This is a genomic window from Nostoc sp. FACHB-133, assembly GCF_014698055.1.
Classification (GTDB): domain Bacteria; phylum Cyanobacteriota; class Cyanobacteriia; order Cyanobacteriales; family Nostocaceae; genus Nostoc.
Genome location: NZ_JACJSH010000025.1, coordinates 25,090 through 44,510, shown reverse-complemented (window position 1 = coordinate 44,510; position 19,421 = coordinate 25,090). Strand labels below are relative to the sequence as shown.

The window sequence follows — 19,421 nt, the reverse complement described above, 5'->3', positions numbered from 1 at the left end:
TTAATACAAGTAATTTTAAGGTTAAATCTAATAAGTTTAAATTAGCAAAGAATTACTATTTTATTGCAATTTCATCCTTAAAAAGTCTTAAAATTTGATGATAACAAGGATCGCCTTACGTTTGATTGAAAATATAATTTTTCACCGTTAATTAATAATATTGGCAACATCCTTGTTACTTTTGAAGTCATAAATATACTAACAAGTTTATCTGCAAATTTTTTCAGCTTCATAAATTTACGAAAAATAGCAAATACCGACATCTACCAAAATGAATAAATTTATTTATGTCAGCGTGTAGATTTACTTAAAATCTCTTTTGTGAGACCATCGTATAGATTTTGGGATTTACTTCTTTTTGTAATATTTGTATCTGATAGCAAGCATCATCTTGAGTGATAGAATTGCCCAATAAACATAGTTTTCCTTTAGCCAATGCGTTGTTGTGGAAGAAATAAATTTACTATTTAGTAAGTGTATTGATATATTTTGGGCAACAAAAGATGCAGATAAAAGTAAACTACGGAATAAGAGCAAGAATACGTTGAATTTTAAAGAGAAATATCACCTTACCATTTATGCCATCCGGTATATGTGCGCGAACCGCAATAGCGATTAACTTGAATATTAGGAAAATGCGCGAATTGGCTGGGTTTAAGCTAAAGGGAATCAATAAAAGCCCTTTGGCTTACTTTTTGAGCAATGGTATTTACGTAAAGTCCCACTGCCTGCGTTTTTCAGCCTTGGGAGTTTTTAACAAGCTCACTAAGCTTTTATGCTGCCGTGTTCAGGCAAAATCTCTAGTAGAAATCAACCTGTATTAGGAAGTGGGCGATGCACATTGGATTTCTCAACCCTCAAGGCAATTTTGATTCAAACAATAGTCACATAACCAAACACCCAGATTTTGGGGGTCAACTGATCTACGTTAAGCAAGTCGCCATAGCCTTAGCCGAAAAGGGACACAAAGTTGATATTCTCACCCGTCAAATTATTGACCCGGAATGGCCAGAGTTTGCCCAAACGTTTGACACTTATCCCGGAATCGATAACGTCCGCATTATCCGCTTACCAGCTGGGCCAAAAGAATTTCTCCCCAAAGAGTTGTTATGGACTCATTTGATTAGTGATTGGGTACCCAACATCTTGAAATTTTATCAACAGCAAAGTGGCTTACCCGATGCTATGACTGCTCACTATGCCGATGGAGGGCTGTGTGGCGTTCTAATTGAAGAGGATACAGGCATACCTTTTACCTTTACTGCTCATTCTCTCGGTGCCCAAAAGATGGACAAGCTGGAAGTCACTTCAGAGAACTTGTTAGAAATAGATGAGCAATTCCATTTTAAATATCGCATCCTAGCCGAACGCTTGAGCATGAATCGCTCGGTCGTTAATATCACCAGTACACGACAAGAACGCTTTCAACAGTATTCTCATCGAGTCTATGGGGGTGCAGTGGATGTAGACAACGACAACCGCTTTGCAGTGATTCCACCGGGAGCAGATTTCTCGATTTTCGGTGCAAAGGCACGTTCCGAAAATGAGAAGGCGACTGAAGAGTTCATTCAGGAGCGATTAGCACGGGACATTGCAGAAGCCCGTCGAGATTTACCCGTTATCGTAGCATCCAGTCGATTAGAGCCTAAAAAAAACATATTAGGGCTAGTGCAAGCCTTTGCAATCAGTCCAACACTTCAGGAACGAGCTAACTTGATGTTACTTACAGGGGGACTGGACGATCCCTTACGAGAAGAGGCTAGTGACAGCATAGCTGAAGAGGTATTAGCCCCCATTCGAGAGGTGGTCAAGGAAAACGACTTGTGGGGCAAGATTAGTGCATTTGGCTTGTTAGATCAGTCTCAAGAGTCACTAGCAGCAGCCTATCGGTTTATGGTTAAACGTCGCTCGGTATTCGCGCTGACAGCACTTTACGAACCCTTTGGACTTGCTCCTTTAGAAGCAGCAGTTGCTGGTTTACCAGTGGTAGCAACCAAGAATGGTGGCCCTAGCGAAAGCTTGCGACAGGGAAATAAGCAATATGGCATACTCGTAGACCCAGAAGATCCTGCTGATATTGCACGAGGCTTGGAGCGGGTGCTATGTGATGCTCAGGAGTGGGAGTATTTTGCCCAAGCTGGTCAGCAACGGGTTCTGAAGACGTACAGTTGGGAATCCACTGCTGAAAACTACCTGACTTTGCTTGAGCAGATTCTGTCTTTACCGGAAAACCGCCCTCGCGCTGAACTTCTGCCCATCCATCCCTACTTTCGTAATCCAGAATCACAGACCGATGTTTCTTTGGAAGAATTAAGCGACCTCTACTTTGGAACCAATCAAAAGGTACTAAGCACACCTAGCACTTGAAAAAGTTTAGTAGTTCTGAACCCTATACTTCTCGCTTTGTGCATTTTTAACTCGGAATCGGGTTTGGGGTAAAGATTTTCCCTTTTCCCCAAAACCCGAAAAGTATTGCAACCTACACAGGTTAAGGTTTTTATGCCTAACCCAAGCGTATTGGTTCATATCTGCAACAAGTTAACTTTGAGTTTCAGCCAGAATTGGTAAGCTAATGACAAATTCTGTTCCTTCACCTGGAGTAGAATTTACATTTAGAGTGCCACTGTGTTTTTCTACAACAATAGAATGAGCGATCGCTAATCCTAATCCCGTTCCTTTACCAACACCTTTAGTAGTAAACAAATGCTCAAATATTTTTTCTTTGACTGACTCGCTCATTCCCACCCCATTATCAGCAATCTTTACTTCGACCTGTTGATATTTTAAGGAGGTGGTAATTGTAATTTGATTCGGATTAGCTTTAATATCCTCAAATGTCCGATCTGTATTTGATTCATCCAAGGCATCAATAGAATTCGCTAGGATATTCATAAACACTTGATTTAATTGTCCCGGAAAGCATTCAACTGGTGGCAAGTTACTGTAGTTAGTCACTACCTCAATTGCGGGACGGTGATCATTAGCTTTGAGACGATGTTTTAAAATTAGAATTGTACTATCAATCCCTTCGTGAATGTTAAATGGAACTTTGTAATCTCTATCGGCACGAGAAAAAGTTCGGAGGCTCGTACTAATATTTTCTAGCCTCTCACAGGCCATAGTCATCGAATCAATTATCTTGGGGAAGTCTTCTAATGTATAATCTAAATCAATTTCTTCAGCATGTTTGATGATTTCATCTCCCGGCTCGGAAAACTTTTCTTGATACAGTTTTAAGTGTTCAAAAATATCAAAAAAGGTGGGTTTAGCTTGTTTGAGACTGGCAGCAATAAAGCCCAAAGGATTATTCATTTCGTGAGCCACCCCAGCCACTAAGTTACCCAATGCAGACATTTTTTCGCTTTGGACAATTTGTAATTGAGCTTGTTGCAAATCTTGTAACGCTTGGCCGGCTTGCTGATAAAGTTGGGCATTTTCTAAGGCAATTGCTGCTTGGGAAGATAGTAGGTTAATCACCTGTAAACGATTAGTAGTAAATACCCCTTGATTCAGTTGATTTTCTAGGTAGAGAATCCCCACCAAATGACCTTGATTAATAATGGGCGTACATAATACGCTTTGAGGTTGATGTAAGAGCATATATTCCCCAATGATACCGGGAATATTTGTTTTGCAATTATCTATGATGACAGTTTCTTGAGTATTTTTAACGTAATTGATCAGTTTTATCGGAATATCTTGACAAGCGTCTAGTAGTTGTGAATCAAGAATGGTTTTGACATCAGTCCGAGAATTTGACTGTTGATCGATAAAGGTAATTGCCCGCACTTGCCAAACATCTTCTTGAGGAAGAATTAATACAGATGTTTTTGCACCTGAATTTTCTAGGATAATGCGGGTGAGGCTGCTGATTAGTACGTCTAATTCGATACAACTAGAGATAGTTTGAGCGGCTTTGAGAATGCAGGTCAAATCTAGAGTATCAAAAATATTAGTACTGCTGGTAGCGAAAGTAGATGTACCGACAATAGTGGCTATGCTTTCTAAGGGATTAAAGTTGAATTCTTGCTGTTGCAAAATGGGTTTGAGTAATTTGGGATAGCGTTTTTCCAAGTCATCAGTTTTGGCTTTTGCTCCCCAACGGGCATAGCAGTAATATGCCTGTTGCAGATATCCTTCTGCGGCTTTTTCTTTACTCCATTCTAGGTAAAATTTAGCAGCAAGCTCGTTAGCGATCGCTGTTTCCTGAACATAGTCATTGGCGATCGCTTCTTGGATAGCTATTTCATAGTAATCTGCGGCTTGTACGCGATCGCCAGTTACACGAGCTTGTTCAGCCAAAACTAAATTGTACTTATGCTGATAATTGACTGGCGCATGATTTGCCCATTCTTGCATTTTTACTTGGTTTTCAGCTACTTTCTGGAGATAAAGCTGTTGCTGTGCTTCATTTGCCTGAGAACAAAGAGCTAATAAACTCAAAGATTGATAGAAATTTCGCAAAGGAACAATTAATAAGCCTGCTGCTCCCTGCTCATACTGCTCAAATTTTTGGGAATATTCCCAAGCAGACTCGTATTCGCCAAAAAGATAAGCTAGGAGAGTTTTTGCTAGATAGACATAACAAATACCATTAATATTGTTAGTTGCAATCAAAGTTGGTAACATCTCTTCTTCGTGAAAATGTTTACCAATTAAATAGCAGGGATTAACCGCTTCTCCTTGTAAATTTAAAACTGTCTGCCGCCAGATATTTCCCCAAACTAGAGATACCTCTTGTTTAATTTGCTGCATTAGGTCGCAATATTTATCTGCCTCCAGCACCACATTTTCTAAATTTTCTCCACTCCAAAAGAGAAACTGACTATAGCAATTAGCACAATAACCAACATATTCTAAATTTCCAGTTTCTAACCCACTTTGCAAACCATCTAAAAATAAACCTAATGTGGATTTAATTGAATCTTTCCAGTGTTTAATAAATAGGCTGAATGTGAGGTAAACTCTACTTTTAAGTTCTTTAGTTTGAAAATTATCTAAAAGTTGTATTGCCAGTTTACCAAAGCTATATCCATCTTCAATTGCACCAATACTGCACAAAAATAATCCATAGAGACTGTAAGCTACAGCAGCCTGTGGTGAGTTGCCAGATTGAATACAAATTTTGATCATTGTAAAAATCTTGAGTGGCAGCAACATCGGTTTGGCTATATAAACCGGAGCAAATAAACCCGATAAAATGCGAAGTGCAACTAATTTTTTGGGATCGGTTATTTCTGGCATATCTGCCAATGCTGCAATTGATTGATGAACCAACATTTGTTGCAACTGGTCATATTCATCAAAAATCATTTGAGTATTACCATCTTCAGGTAAGGTCAAATCTAGTAATTGGAGTGCTTCTCTACCTGTAGCTATTGCTTCAATGAATTTATTTTGTGCCGTATAAGACTGGATTTGAATCTCATAAGTACGAACTTTTTCTAATGGAGATTTGGCGTTTTTGAGGATAATCTCTACTAATGATTTTGATGACTCAAAGTTTGTATTCAGATATTCTGCTTCAGCCGCAGATTCGTAAACCGCAAGGGCCAAATCGTAGCTACTTTGCCAAGCATTTATTGGTAATAAAAGCATTGCAACTTTTAAATACTCAACTGCTGTTGCATAAGCAGTTGAGTTTTTGGCTTTACAACCAGCTATTAGATTTAATCGGGCCAGATGTTCTCGTTCGCCAGGTTCTTCCAACAACTCCAATCCGTAATTGAATTGGTTAACGATCGCAAAAATCCCTTCCTCTTGCTGATGCAAAGGTGTATTTTCCAACAACAATCGCCCAATTTGCAGGTGTGTTGACTGTTTTTGTGCTTCTGGAATAAGTGAATAAGCAGCTTGCTGGACGCGATCGTGTAAAAATTTATATACAACCATCTCAGAATGTTCTTGAGTAGTTGCTTGATTTTCTGAATCAACAAAAAACTTATAAACTTCACTTTGCGGCAAAATCAACCCTTCTTGCAAAGCCTTCCACAAACAATCTGCGGTTTCTATCTCCGATTGTTTGGAAACAATCGCTAATGTTTTTAAATCGAATTGATTCCCAATACAAGCAGCTAGCTTCAATTGTTGTTGAGTTGCTTCTGGTAGTCTTCGTAATTGGAAGACCATAAACTCAACAACATCATCTGCTAAAGTTTGCTGATTTATTTGGGAAATATCGCATTGCCAACATCCCTCCACAAAATTGAATTGAATTAGTCGGTCTTGATGTAATGATTTGAGAATCTGAGTTGCAAAAAATGGATTGCCTTGAGCTTTTCGATCAACCAATTGCGAAATAGATAATACCACATTCTCTGTACAATTTAACGTATCTGCTACAAGTTGATTCAATTGTAATTGGTTTAGTGGTTTTAGGGTAAGGCTATTTACAGTTACACTTGTTTTGCGAATTTCATCCAACATCACCATCAACGGATGTGCTGGAAATACTTCATTGTCTCGATACGCACCAATTAACAACAAATATCCCTGATTAGCTTCATTCGTTAATAATTGTATTAGTTTTAATGAAGCCGAATCTACCCACTGTAAGTCATCTAAAAATATTACTAAAGGATGGTCTTTAGTTGTAAATACTTGGAGAAATTTCTGAAATAATAAATTAAATCGGTTTTGGGCGGCGTTACCTGATAACTCTGGTGCAGGGGGCTGTTTGCCAATAATTCTTTCTAATTCAGGAATTACTTCAATGATTACTTGACTATCTTCACCTAATGCTTGAACAATTTTATTTTTCCATTCTTGTATTTTAATACTGCTTTCTGCTAGTAACTGCTCCATAAAATTACGGAAAGCTTGAACAAATGCCGAGAAAGGAATATTCCGATTAAATTGGTCAAATTTGCCTTTGATAAAATAACCGCGTTGACGAACAATAGGTTTATGGACTTCGTTAACAATCGCAGTTTTACCAATTCCAGAAAAACCAGCTACCAATGTTATTTCTGTTGCACCCAGGCTGACATTTTCAAATGCTTTTAGTAGGATTTTTATTTCTAATTCCCGTCCATAGAGTTTATCAGGGATAATAAATCTATCGCACACATCCCGTTGGGCAATTTTGAAATTTTCAATTTTACCTGTTTTATTTAGTTGACCCAAACTCATTTCTAAATCATACTTTAATCCTAATACGCTTTGATAGCGGTCTTCAGCATTTTTTGCCATCAACTTGCTAACTATCTCCGAGATGACAATCGGAATTTGTAAGTTAATTTTATGTACTGAAGAGGCTATTTTAGCAATATGAGAATGTACCAACTCCATTGGGTCATTTGATTGAAAAGGTAACTCACCTGTGAGTAACTCGTAGAAAGTTACACCAAGTGAATAAAAATCTGTTCGGTAGTCAATTCCTCGATTCATTCTCCCTGTTTGTTCTGGAGAAATATAAGCTAGTGTTCCTTCTAATACGTTGGGACTAATTAGGGTTAGTGTTTCCCTTGGTAATAGAGAGGCAATACTAAAGTCGATTAATTTAACTTCTTTGGAATGAGGATTAATTAAAATATTGCTCGGTTTGATGTCTTTATGAATGATGCGCTCAGTATAGAGTATCTCTAAGGTATTGCACAGTGCGATCGCTATTTGTAAAAACTCTTGCAAAGACCCAAAGTTCCGCGTCTGGTTACGAGTAAAATAATCTTTTAGAGAAATGCCACCAAAATCTTCCATCACCAACACATAGCCATTTTGATATGCTTCCAGGCTGTAAGTTTGGACGATCAGGGATGAGTTGAGATTTTTGCCAATGGTGTACTGATTGCGAAACTGTACCAGTTCATTAAAGGTGGGATATGAATTTTTCAGCAGTTTGATCGCTACAGGTAATGAGTCACTTTCTCGATACCCACGATAAACAATGGTTCTCAAACCATTGTAGATTTCTTCAATGACTTGATATTTGGGAATACTAACCTGAGTGCTGAACATACTGCTAAATCCTAGTGATTTCTCAGTTTATTGTTCCCAAATTAGTAACGTTACACTAAGGTTAATTGCTAAAGATTACAGTTTCATAGTCTGACTAGTAGTTCATGTCATTAGTTTTGATGGGTTGCGAGATCCCCAACTTCTTTAATCAATCCATTACAGCTAAGACAGCTTTCGGCAACAACTTATCTTTAAACCAAACAATTCTGGCGGGAACATCATTTAATTTTACTCCCGCCTTTTCTAAATTAAGTCGTTCAGAAATTGCCAAAATTAGGTCATCACGTCCAGCCCGCCGCACCTGAGAAAATTTCTTTTGTAAATATTCTGGCCGCCAATAACCAACAATTTCTAATAAGAAAGTGCGTCCATCAGAATGCACTAAGCGAAAATCGGGAATCATCACACTACCGGGAATTGGGATCAAATCAACTTCTCGCTCTAATGCCCAACCGCTTTTCAAAGCATCCCACTTATCAGCAAAGGATGCTTCTAACATACTATCGTAAGGCTTGCCGGGCGGATAGTGGGATACTAAACCACATTCAGAATTGAGGGTAAAACGTCCAGTTTTCCAAGTATTTGTATAAGCGTCGCGGGTTTGGAGAATAGAAGAAAGACTCCATTTAGTAACGTGAAGTAAAGCCGGAATTAGTTTAGCGATCGCTAACCCATATCGTGTACTAGGATTAAACAAACTCGTCGGCCCGTCAATGGTAATGGTAAACCCGTGGTCAGCATCACCTTCAATATAAGCCATCAATTGAAACAACTTCAGATAGCGAAATAACAGCTTATATTCACCCGGAACATTCCGATGAGCATTTAACACCAGTTTACTGGCCTTATAAAATACACCCTGCACCTGAGATAAGTTATATCGATTTAACAAATCTGGCGCTGTTGGTGCATCAAAAACTGTCAAAATTTTATTTTCAGATAAATCAGCATATAGTCCATTCCGAACCTGTTCTAGTAAAACTTCCCGTTTAAGTTCTTGAGTTAACTCATCAGCAATTTTACTCAGAGTAGCTTGGGTTGATTCTCGACTAGAAACAGACTTTGCAGCCAACGAAAACACCCGTTCTCTTAACATCTGTGGTTCCAAAGGACTAACCACCTCAAAAGTGCAAAAACTGCTTTTGAGAATATAAGCTAACCCTCGCTTCACCCGATAATCTGTAGAATCTCCTTCAAAATCAGTCAGTTGTCGCTCAAGCACACCCTGAGTCTTCCCCACTGCTGATTGAAAATAATTAATTAACTCAATCGCCAACTCCGAAGTTTTTTGATCAATCTTCAGTCTCTTCGGGATGATCTCCTCCCCGTTTTGGCGATGCATCAGTAAGTCTGTCGGTAACATCTGAATTTTGGATTTTAGATTTAGAACTTCCCGTTGAATAATTAATTTCTAACTGTTCCGCAGCCTTCAAACTCCTTTCCTTCTCACTCCCATACACAACCTCTAACTTCCCCTTCTTCTCCTCTTCCTCTCTGCGTCCTCCGCGCCTCTGCGGTTCGTCTTTTCTCTCCCCTCTCCGCCTAGCCGAAGTCCCCTCCTCACTCGTATCCTCCGCCACCACCTCATACAAAATCGCCTGCTTATTCTCAATATTCCCCTTCCGTAAAATCCTCCCCAATCGCTGAGTATACTCCCTAGCCGAACCTGTTCCCGATAAAATAATTGCAACAGTTGCCGCCGGTACATCAACCCCTTCATTCAAAACATGAGAAGCAACCAAAGTATTATATTTACCCTCTCGAAACTTAGTTAATATCTCATGCCGTTCCTTCACAGGAGTTTGATGAGTAATAGCCGGAATTAGCAACTCTTGAGAAATGCGGTAAACCGTTGCATTATCAGCAGTAAAAATCAAAATTCTTGCCGGATAATGTTCTGCCAATAAATTAATCAGAATTCGCAACTTCCCATCAGTCCCTAAAGCAATATCTTTCGCTTCTCGGTGCGCTAACATCGCTCTCCGTCCAGATTGCGATCTAGCACTCATTTGCACGAACATTTGCCAACCTTGTAGACTCCCCAAAGAAATCTTCGATTGCTTCAAAAAGTCATTGCGGGTTTGAATTAACTGGTTGTATCTTTCCCGCTCAAGTTGCGATAACTTTACCTTAATTTGGACAATTTCATGCTCTGCTAATGCCTTCCCCGCCAAATCTTCAGCGCGTTTGCGATATACTTCTTGGCCAATCAGAATATTTAACTCAGCGTGTTTACCATCGGTGCGTTCTGGTGTAGCAGAGAGTCCCAGACGATAAGGTGCGATCGCATATTCAGCGATAACCCGATTAAAATCTGTCGGTAAATGATGGCATTCATCAAAAACAATCAGCGCATATTGATTTCCCAACGTCTCAGCGTGAATTGCTGCACTATCATAAGTTGCAACTAAGATAGCTGTTCTATCCCGCGAACCACCTCCCAGCAATCCCACCTCAGCATCGGGGAAAGCCGCTACCAAATGTGCATACCACTGATGCATTAAATCTAGAGTTGGCACCACAATTAGCGTCGTGCGCGGCGTTGATTGCATCGCCATTTGTGCTAAATAAGTCTTTCCCGCCGCCGTGGGAAGCACAACCACCCCTTGTCTACCCGCCAGTTTCCAAGCCGCTAACGCCTCAGTCTGGTGGGGATAGGGTTCCATTTCCAAAGTGGGAACCAAATCTACAGGATAAAATTGCTTGGCCTCATCGATAAAATTCACATCTTCCGCTTGTAGTGCTTCTACTAGCGATCGGTATCTAATTGCTGGAATGCGGAATTTTTCAACTCTATCATCCCACGTAGCATAATCCATCCAACCTTTGCCGCGTGGTGGTGGATGCAAAATTAATGTGCCACGATCAAAATTTAGTGTAGGGGTACGAGCCATTTATGGGAATTGGGGATTGGGGATTGGGGATTGGGAATTGGGATTAGGTTACAGGTGACAGGTGATAGGGAATAATCTGTACCCTGTAACCTGTACCCTATTCCCTTCTTTACTCCCTAGTCCCTTGATTACTAATAACGCAAAAAGTGCATGATTCATCCAAGTCACTCAGATAAAACCCAACTAGATGCGCTCATTAGTCACGGAATGTCCAATCGGCAAACCAACAATAACCTTGCCGAATCCTATAAAGAACAGCGACAGAGCTTTCTATTGAAACGGCTGCAATTGCAGGCGCAGATTATGCTGGTAGCTGGCTTGACTTTAATCGCTTTTTTCCTTTGGGCAAATTCATATCTAGAAGCCAAGATATACGCTTTTAAAATTGGGATTGTAGTAGAATTATTCACTCTTATTTGTTGGGGTTTATGTAAAACTCCTATCGGTCGTCGCCATCCTGATTTAATTTTTTTGAGTTTATGCTGGGCTGTAACTTGTGTTGTCCAAATTGATATAGCTTTACTGTTTAATAATCTGGAACCTAAAAGCAATATTTGGACTCTGATGTTTCTCACTCAGGCGACAATTATACCAGTTCAATGGTGGATGCATTTAATATCTCAATCCGGAACAATAATTTGCTATTTAACCTTATATTTATTATATAATCCTATCTTGAAGAATCCATCAGCCTTTTATGCTGAACAAGGATTATATTTCTTTTGGACTTGCCTCATTTGTGTATTTTCTGTATTTTTATACGAACGCTTGCGAAAAAAAGAATTTTATGCACGTAAAGCAATGGAACTGGCGCAGCAAAAATCGGAACGGCTGCTACTAAATATTCTGCCAGGTATGATTGCAGAACAATTAAAACAACAGCCTACAACTATTGCTGATAGTTTTATGGAAGTTACGGTATTATTTGCCGATATTGTTGGTTTTACAGAGCTTTCAGCTCGTACATCTCCTACGGAATTAGTTGAGTTCTTAAATACAATATTCTGTTTGTTTGACCAGTTAGCAGAACTTCATGGAGTAGAGAAAATCAAGACTATTGGCGACGCATATATGGCTGTTGCCGGATTGCCTCAGTCTAACGATCATGCTTCAGCAATAGCTAATATGGCGTTAGATATGCTAAATGATATAGCTATCTTTAATGCAGAAAATAATCAATTATTTAGCATCCGTATTGGCATTAGTACAGGGCCAGTTGTAGCGGGAGTGATTGGTCTGAAAAAGTTTGCTTACGATCTCTGGGGAGATACAGTAAATACTGTTAGTAGAATGGAATCACATGAAATAGTCGGTAGTATCCAGGTCTGTGAAGCAACTTCTCAGCTTTTAAAAGATAAATACTTATTCGATAAACGAGGTTTGATTCAGGTTAAAGGCAAAGGAGAAATGATGACTTATATCCTAAAATAAGTTAATTTTTAAAATTAATTATAGCTATGCTGTTTGACGGATATAGAGAAATATAAAATATATAATTAGAGCGATAAATCTTAGCTATTTAACCTCTGCTAAAACTAAGCTTTAATCCTTTAGATAGATTCACAGCAAATAACTGCTTTAATGTATATTATTTCGATGCATAATAAATATTGAGCGATGTCTACGACGGGCTGTGACGCTCTCTACGAGACGCTAGAAGCGAACGCAGACTGGCTAACGCATCGCATTCTCTAGCTGATTTTGGGAATAATCCTTTAGCTAGCTGCATAAAAGGAGAAGCCACATTGAAAGGAACACGTTCCCTTCTAGCACCCTATGCTGTTGCACTATTGGCTGTTGGTAGCGCATTGCTACTAACACTATTGCTACAGCCACTACTAAAACCAACTATTTTCCTACTGTTTTTTGCTGCCGTGGCGGTTAGTGCTTGGTATGGTGGTATGGAAGCAGGTTTGCTGGCTACTGCTTTGTCTACTTTAGCCGTTAGCTATTTTTTCTTAGAGCCAGTGTTTTCGCTCTTGGTTGCAAGTCTAGACAACATAAGACGGTTAGGCTTGTTTGTCTTGGTGACAACATTTATCAGCTTGCTCAACTCAGAGTTACGCACTGCCAAACAACATCTTCAAATGAGTTTGCAGAAGTTAAAAGTGAGTGAGGCAAAGTTTAGAAGGTTGGTAGAGTCCAACATTATTGGGGTAATTGTAGCCAATATGGACGGAGCGATCGCAGAAGCTAATGATGCTTTTTTACGAATGGTAGGTTATTCGCAAGAAGATTTACTTGCAGGGCGGGTTCGATGGCGCGACATGATCCCACCAAAATATATTGAAGCAAACAACAGTGCGATCGCAGAACTCAAAGCCAAAGGTGTGTGTCAGCCCTTTGAGAACGAATACATCCGCAAAGATCAAAGCTGCGTTTCCATCCTGCTAGGTTCTGCTTTGTTAGAAAATAATTCTAACGATATTATCTCTTTTGTCCTTGATTTAAGCGAACGCAAACAGGTAGAGCTTGCCCTATGCCAAAGCGAAGAACGCTACCGCGCTTTTTTAGAGCAGAGTTCAGAAGGTATTTGGTGCATTGAACTAGAAGTACCAATTTCAGAGGACTGTCCAGAAGATGAACAAATTCAACATTTTTATCAATATGTTTACTTAGCCGAATGCAACAATGTGATGGCACAGATGTATGGCTGTTCTCGTGCCGAAGAAATTATCAACGCCAGACTAGGAGATTTTCTCATTGCCTCCGATCCACATAATATTGCATACCTGCGTAATTTTATCCGTTCTAACTACCGATTAATCGATGCAGAGTCTCACGAAATAGATAAGCAAGGTAATTCCAAATATTTTTTGAATAATCTAGTGGGAATTGTCGAAAATGGGCTTTTAGTCAGAGCGTGGGGAACTCAACGCGATATCACAGAACGCAAACGAGCAGAAGCAGCACTACATCAACGAGAAGATCAACTGCGGCTAATTACAAATGCTGTGCCCGTCCAGATTTCTTATGTTGATTCCCAGCAGAGTTATCGCTTTAATAACAAGGGATATGAAGACTGGTTTGGGCTTCCCGCTTCCGAAATTTATGGTAAACACATTAGAGAAATTCTGGGAGAGTCGGTTTATCAGTCAATTCTTCCTTATGTAGAAGCAGTACTTTCTGGAGAGGAAGTCACTTATGAAACCCAATTACCTCATAAAGATGGCACAAACCATTACATAAATGTAAGTTACGTTCCCCAGTTTAGTGAGCAAGGAAAAGTTGAAGGATTTGTTGCCCTAATCACAGATATTACACTTCACAAGTTAGCAGAATTCGCTCTAAAACAGAGCGAGAAACGGTTAAAGACACTCACCGAAAAAGTCCGCATAATTCCTTGGGAGGTGAATGCCACTAACGGAAATTTTACTTATGTAGGACCGCAAACCGTTGAGATTCTTGGCTATCCATTATCAGACTGGTACATCGATGATTTCTGGGCAAAACATATACATCCAGAAGATCGCGAGTGGGTTATTCAATATTGCCAAGAATCTTCGCTGTCACTGAATAATTACGAATTTGAATACAGAATGTTGGCTGCTGATGGCAGAGTTGTGTGGCTGTATGACATTGTTAATGTTGTGCGGGATGAGAATGGGCCACAGCTACTACATGGATTTATGCTCGATATTACCGATCGCAAGCAAGCAGAGCAAGAACGCGAACAACTGCTTGAACGCGAACAAGCAGCACGCGCTGATGCAGAAGCAGCAAACCGAATGAAGGATGAGTTTCTCGCCACCCTCTCCCACGAACTCCGCACACCCTTAAACGCCATATTGGGTTGGACGCAGCTACTAAGAAATCGCAAGTTTGATGAGGCTACTACTGCGCGGGCGCTAGAAACAATTGAGCGTAACACTAAATCCCTGACGCAACTAATCGAAGATGTCCTAGATGTGTCACGGATTATTAGAGGTACACTTCATCTCAGTATCCATCGGATAAAACTTGTACCACTTGTAGAGGCGGCAATTGATACTGTGCGCCCAGCAGCTGAGGCTAAAGAGATTAACATCAAGTGTAGATTTGATCCTGAAATTGGGGTAGTTGTGGGTGATACCAACCGCTTGCAACAGGTTGTGTGGAACTTGCTCTCAAACGCCGTCAAGTTTACACCCAAGGGCGGAAGAGTTGATGTGCAATTAGAGCGGATTGAATCTTCCGTGCAAATTCGAGTGAGTGATACGGGAGCGGGAATTGCTGCCGAATTCCTCCCCCATGTATTTGAACGCTTTCGTCAAGCTGACAGTTCCAGCACGCGATCGCATGGCGGACTAGGATTAGGGTTAGCGATCGTCCGTCACTTGGTAGAATTACACGGTGGCACAGTCTCTGTGGAAAGTCTAGGAATTGGACATGGAGCGACATTCATTGTCAATCTGCCGATGAAAGCCGTTTATGTAGAGGCTAATACAGCAGAGCAGCTTTCATCTCTGGTGGATGTCCCAAAGGCTAATAATTACCTGCCCAGGCTAGATGACTTGCGAGTGCTAATTGTCGATGATGAAGCAGACGCGCGTCATTTACTCACCACCATTCTGGGACAGTATGGGGCGCAAGTCATAGCAGCAGCATCTGCTTGTGAAGCCCTGCTTGCTTTGCAACAATTTCACCCCCATATAATGGTGAGCGATATCGGTATGCCACAACAAGATGGCTACGCACTAATTCGTCAAGTGAGGGCGCTACCAACAGATCAAGGAGGGCGGATTCCAGCAGTAGCGCTGACAGCCTATGCTAGGGCAGAAGATCGCACGCAAGCGTTGTTAGCAGGCTTTCAACTCCACGTCCCCAAGCCAGTAAATCCCGCCGAGTTAGCAGTTGTAGTTGCCAACCTCACCGGACGCACTTGAAGAATTAAAAATTAAAAATTAAAAAGTAAAAATTCAAGATGAATTTAATATTTCTTTTGCTTTTTACTTTTGCCTTGTTTAATGAATTTTTATAATGGTTTACGAGTATTAAAGGCTTATGAATGAGCCTTTAATACTCGTAAACGGAGTTCAAAGGTGGATTCATCCGGTTCAAATACTCGGCGACGGAGTTTTCCTGATTATCCTGCGATCGTAAATAGACCATACTGTAGGGGTACAGCCAATACAGTTCGGATAAGCATTTTTCACTTTCCTTGTGTCTGGATAAAGGGTAAGGGGTAAAGGGGAAAGGATGTATTCAAAACCTTTTCCCTTTCCCCTTTACCCTTTAACCGAACCGTATTGGGGGTACAGCAATGCTCATTGGTGTCAACTTAAGTTCTAACGCTTATCCCACAAGCGTTTTACCCCTCCCTAACCCTCCCCTTGTAAAGTGGAGGGTTAGAGGGGGTGAGAAGGACTTGTGTGTACACCCTAGCCCCGACACGGAGAGAGGCTTAATCAGCGAACTGAGGTTAAACTTTCGCTGCCGTAGCACCTGGTAAACTGACTTTCAACCGCTTAAACATCGCTTCTCTTGCTTGTGCAGCGAGGCTATCGTCAAAAGGTTTTAAGGTAATTTCCTGCTGATACTTTAGCCGTAATGCTGTTTGAATTAACCAATCGGCGACAAAGGGATTTTTCGGTAACAAAGGGCCGTGGGAATAAGTAGCGATCGCATTCTGATAAAATGCACCTTCTGTCCCATCTTCACCATTATTTCCCAAACCGTATACCACGCGCCCTAAAGCTTCCACTTTTCCCAGTTTGGTACGTCCGCCGTGATTTTCAAAGCCTACCAAATACGGTGTAGTACCAGTCATCTCTTTTAAATCTTGCGCTAGGCGTGAAGCTGTCACTTCAATTACCAAGTTACCAATACAGCGCTTAGTATTTTCACCAGGATGAACCGAGACTAAATCGAGTATTCCCAAACCATCAATCCGTTGTCCTAAGCCTGGTTCATAATAATGTCCCAGTAATTGGGGAGAACCACAGGTAAATACTCCCGGTGTTCCATTTTCGATTTTCTCGCGCATTGCATCAGCTTTCGCACCTTGCAAATCACGCATGACAATTTCTTGCTGACGATCTTGTGCGCCACCACCAACTATGACATCTACAGTTTTAATATCTGCGGCTGTGGCATTTTGATCTAGAGGTAACACTTTAACATCGTATCCCCGCCACTCGGCGCGACGTTCTATAGTAATTACATTACCGCGATCGCCATAGGTACTCATCAGCGTCGGATAAAGCCAACCTATTGTTAATTCCAAATTTTGAGAACTCATAAATTTTGGGAATGGGGAATTGGGACGAGAATAACTACTAACGAATGACGAATGACAAATTTAAAGAATTTTACGCCCAGTAAGAACTTCTCGTACTTCTAGCATGGCTGAGTAGGTGGGCAGAATATGCAGAGTTTCATTCTCTGGTGTATGCTCTAATGCAATTGCGATTGCTTGTCGCAAATCTTCTTCCACAATTAAATTTAAGTTACTCTCAAGGGACTTTTGGCTGTAACGTAAACGTAGTGCCATATCGTAGACGCGATCGCCACTCACTACTAAAGTCCCGCCGCGTTCGACTAATTTCTCGGTATCTACGTCCCAAATCCAGGATACATCAGTGCCATCGGGTGTACGATCGTTCAATACCAGCAGTGTGGTTTTATCTGTGCTTTGAGTTACTACGCGAATGGTTTCATTCGTCCCTACGGGATTTTTTGATAACAATATTCGCACTCGTTTACTGTTAATTACTAAATCTTCTGCACGACCAAAGGCAGCTTGGAAGTTGTTAATAGTGTCTCTGATTGTTACTTCATCAACTCCTAGCTCAATAGCCGCAGTAACAGCAGCTAAAGTATTATATTTGTTGTACAAACCAACCAGAATTTGTGACCATTCACTACTTTCTAGAGTCGGTTTACTTTTAGTGAAACCACACTTGGGACAAGTGAAATCTCCCAAATGAGACAAATAGACACCCTTGTAATCTAGAGAATGTCCACATTTGGGGCAATAGATAGAATCAACAGCATGAGGAATAGCTTCTAGATAGTGTTCTGGTTCATTTAAGCCAAAGAATAACACTCGTTGCGGTAACTGCTGACCAAGGTTAGATAAAGTTGGGTCATCAGCATTAGGAATTACCACCGTTTCTGTTGGTAGGGTAGAAATAACTTTTGTCCAACGTTTACTAATTGTATCTACTTCGCCGTACCTATCAAGCTGGTCGCGGAACAAGTTTAAACAGAGAATAATTCGCGGCTGGAGTGGCTTTAATACTCTTGGTACAATATTTTCATCCACTTCCAAAATGGCGTAATCAGTATTTAGCGTGCCTAGTAAGTTGGTGCTTTCTAACAGCGCTGTCATCAAGCCATTTTCTAGATTTGCACCTGTAGAATTATGAGTGACGCGAAAACCCTTGCGCTCTAGGATTGTGCATAAAAGCAGGGCTGTAGTGGTTTTGCCGTTAGTACCAGCAATTAAAATCACTCCATTTTTAACTTGCTGACTCAATAATTGTAAAAGTCGGGGTTCAATGCGACGAGCAATCGAGCCTGGTAATACACTAGCAGCACCCAGACGGAGCGATCGCACTATAAACGTCACACTTTTTGCCACTGACACTGCGAAACCCAATCGCAGCCTATCTATGAATTGAATTTTGTTTCCCACATCTGTACCCTAGTCTTCTGGCGTTGCTAATTGAAAGTATTTAATTGCAAATTTAATATGCGTGAGTTTAGCGAATCCTGACTGAAAAAGCCAGCTTCTTAATTTTGAGGTAGGGGGAAGGGGCAGGCTTTCAAGAGCAGGTTTTTATTTTTTAGGCAGAAGAGAAGTAGAGATTAGTAGTCCAAGGTTGAGGGAAAAAGTGACCAAAAGGAGAGGCTGACCCAATAACAAAGCAACGATAACTTTGATGAAACCACGACGGAAACAACTCAAAAGGCGTGTGGGTTGGAGAGCAGGCGGTAAATTATGTGCCACATAATTTGCTGCTTCGTCATCATTCCCAGATTCAAAACTCCACATTGCCAGTACCTTCGCCTGTGGCTGACTTAAGTGTGGTAGCTTTGCGCTAACGATCGCTATCCAGCTGTTTAAACCTGAATACTCGTTCATGACCTGCTTTATGTCACGATGTTTTATTCTATCTTCTACCCTTTTCTAAAAACCTGCCCTTGAAAGCTCATCCCCCCACTCTGTCTACTATTACAAGAGGTAAAGATTAAGTAGCAACTTTAGCAACTGCGGAGACAATGTAGAGTATCTCCTAGTAATTTAGCAAAGTTATAAGCATTGGAGCAAAGCAAATGAATGCTAAACTGATCGCTTTCTCTGGCTTTGTGACGGTATTTTTGGGTGCAGGAATTGGTTTTATTGCTGCTAATTTACTTCCTTGCCCCTACACGAGTCAAATGTATCAAGATTTGGAGCAAAAATACGTCCTTGTAGGTGCAGTTGCTGGTTTGCTAATTGGTTCTAGTCAGGAAATGATTAGAGAACTCAAGCAAGAGCGGGATGCGGAAGAAGACTTGCTCCAGGATTTAAATAAAGCTATTCACTCAAGTAAAAACCCAAAAAATTATTGAGATGTTAGAGGTTGTTTGAAAAGTGTTTTGCTG

General features: G+C 40.6%; 10 protein-coding genes. 4 read left to right on the top strand and 6 right to left on the bottom strand.

What is annotated here, in order from left to right:
• Positions 1–834: 834 nt before the first annotated feature.
• The gene (locus H6G86_RS20550; protein WP_190935860.1) at positions 835–2,367 is read left to right on the top strand and encodes a glycosyltransferase; all 1,533 of its coding nucleotides are present in this window, start codon (positions 835–837) and stop codon (positions 2,365–2,367) included.
• A gap of 171 nt (positions 2,368–2,538) precedes the next feature.
• Here the strand turns inward: H6G86_RS20550 and H6G86_RS20545 are convergent, their stop codons facing one another.
• From H6G86_RS20545 to H6G86_RS20535, 3 genes are all read right to left on the bottom strand, one after another.
• Positions 2,539–7,956, bottom strand: a complete 5,418-nt coding sequence (locus H6G86_RS20545; RefSeq protein WP_190935859.1) for a trifunctional serine/threonine-protein kinase/ATP-binding protein/sensor histidine kinase — start codon at positions 7,954–7,956, stop codon at positions 2,539–2,541.
• A gap of 148 nt (positions 7,957–8,104) precedes the next feature.
• Positions 8,105–9,319: a DUF790 family protein gene (locus H6G86_RS20540; protein WP_190935858.1), complete on the bottom strand. Its 1,215-nt coding sequence runs from the start codon at positions 9,317–9,319 to the stop codon at positions 8,105–8,107.
• Entirely contained in the window at positions 9,249–10,850 is a 1,602-nt protein-coding gene (locus tag H6G86_RS20535) for a DEAD/DEAH box helicase (RefSeq protein WP_190935857.1), read from the bottom strand. The genes H6G86_RS20540 and H6G86_RS20535 overlap by 71 nt, the downstream gene beginning before the upstream one ends.
• A gap of 150 nt (positions 10,851–11,000) precedes the next feature.
• Here H6G86_RS20535 and H6G86_RS20530 point away from each other — a divergent pair, with 150 nt between their 5' ends.
• Both H6G86_RS20530 and H6G86_RS20525 read left to right on the top strand, forming a co-directional pair.
• Complete coding sequence (locus tag H6G86_RS20530) at positions 11,001–12,281, top strand: adenylate/guanylate cyclase domain-containing protein (protein WP_190935856.1); 1,281 nt, start codon at positions 11,001–11,003, stop codon at positions 12,279–12,281.
• Positions 12,282–12,595: 314 nt separating this feature from the next.
• Complete coding sequence (locus tag H6G86_RS20525) at positions 12,596–15,715, top strand: hybrid sensor histidine kinase/response regulator (protein ID WP_190935855.1); 3,120 nt, start codon at positions 12,596–12,598, stop codon at positions 15,713–15,715.
• Between the two features lie 536 nt (positions 15,716–16,251).
• Here H6G86_RS20525 and H6G86_RS20520 read toward each other — a convergent pair.
• From H6G86_RS20520 to H6G86_RS20510, 3 genes are all read right to left on the bottom strand, one after another.
• A complete protein-coding gene (locus tag H6G86_RS20520; protein ID WP_190935854.1) occupies positions 16,252–17,070 on the bottom strand; it encodes a type 1 glutamine amidotransferase in 819 nt (272 codons plus the stop codon).
• 60 nt (positions 17,071–17,130) lie between these two features.
• Positions 17,131–18,468 (bottom strand): MurT ligase domain-containing protein, encoded by a 1,338-nt coding sequence (locus tag H6G86_RS20515; RefSeq protein ID WP_190935853.1) that lies wholly within the window; start codon positions 18,466–18,468, stop codon positions 17,131–17,133.
• A 144-nt stretch (positions 18,469–18,612) separates the two neighbouring features.
• Positions 18,613–18,918: a hypothetical protein gene (locus H6G86_RS20510; protein ID WP_190935852.1), complete on the bottom strand. Its 306-nt coding sequence runs from the start codon at positions 18,916–18,918 to the stop codon at positions 18,613–18,615.
• A gap of 191 nt (positions 18,919–19,109) precedes the next feature.
• Between H6G86_RS20510 and H6G86_RS20505 the strand changes: the two genes are divergently transcribed.
• Positions 19,110–19,388, top strand: coding sequence for a hypothetical protein (locus H6G86_RS20505; protein WP_012411093.1), 279 nt, complete (start codon positions 19,110–19,112; stop codon positions 19,386–19,388).
• Positions 19,389–19,421: the final 33 nt, after the last annotated feature.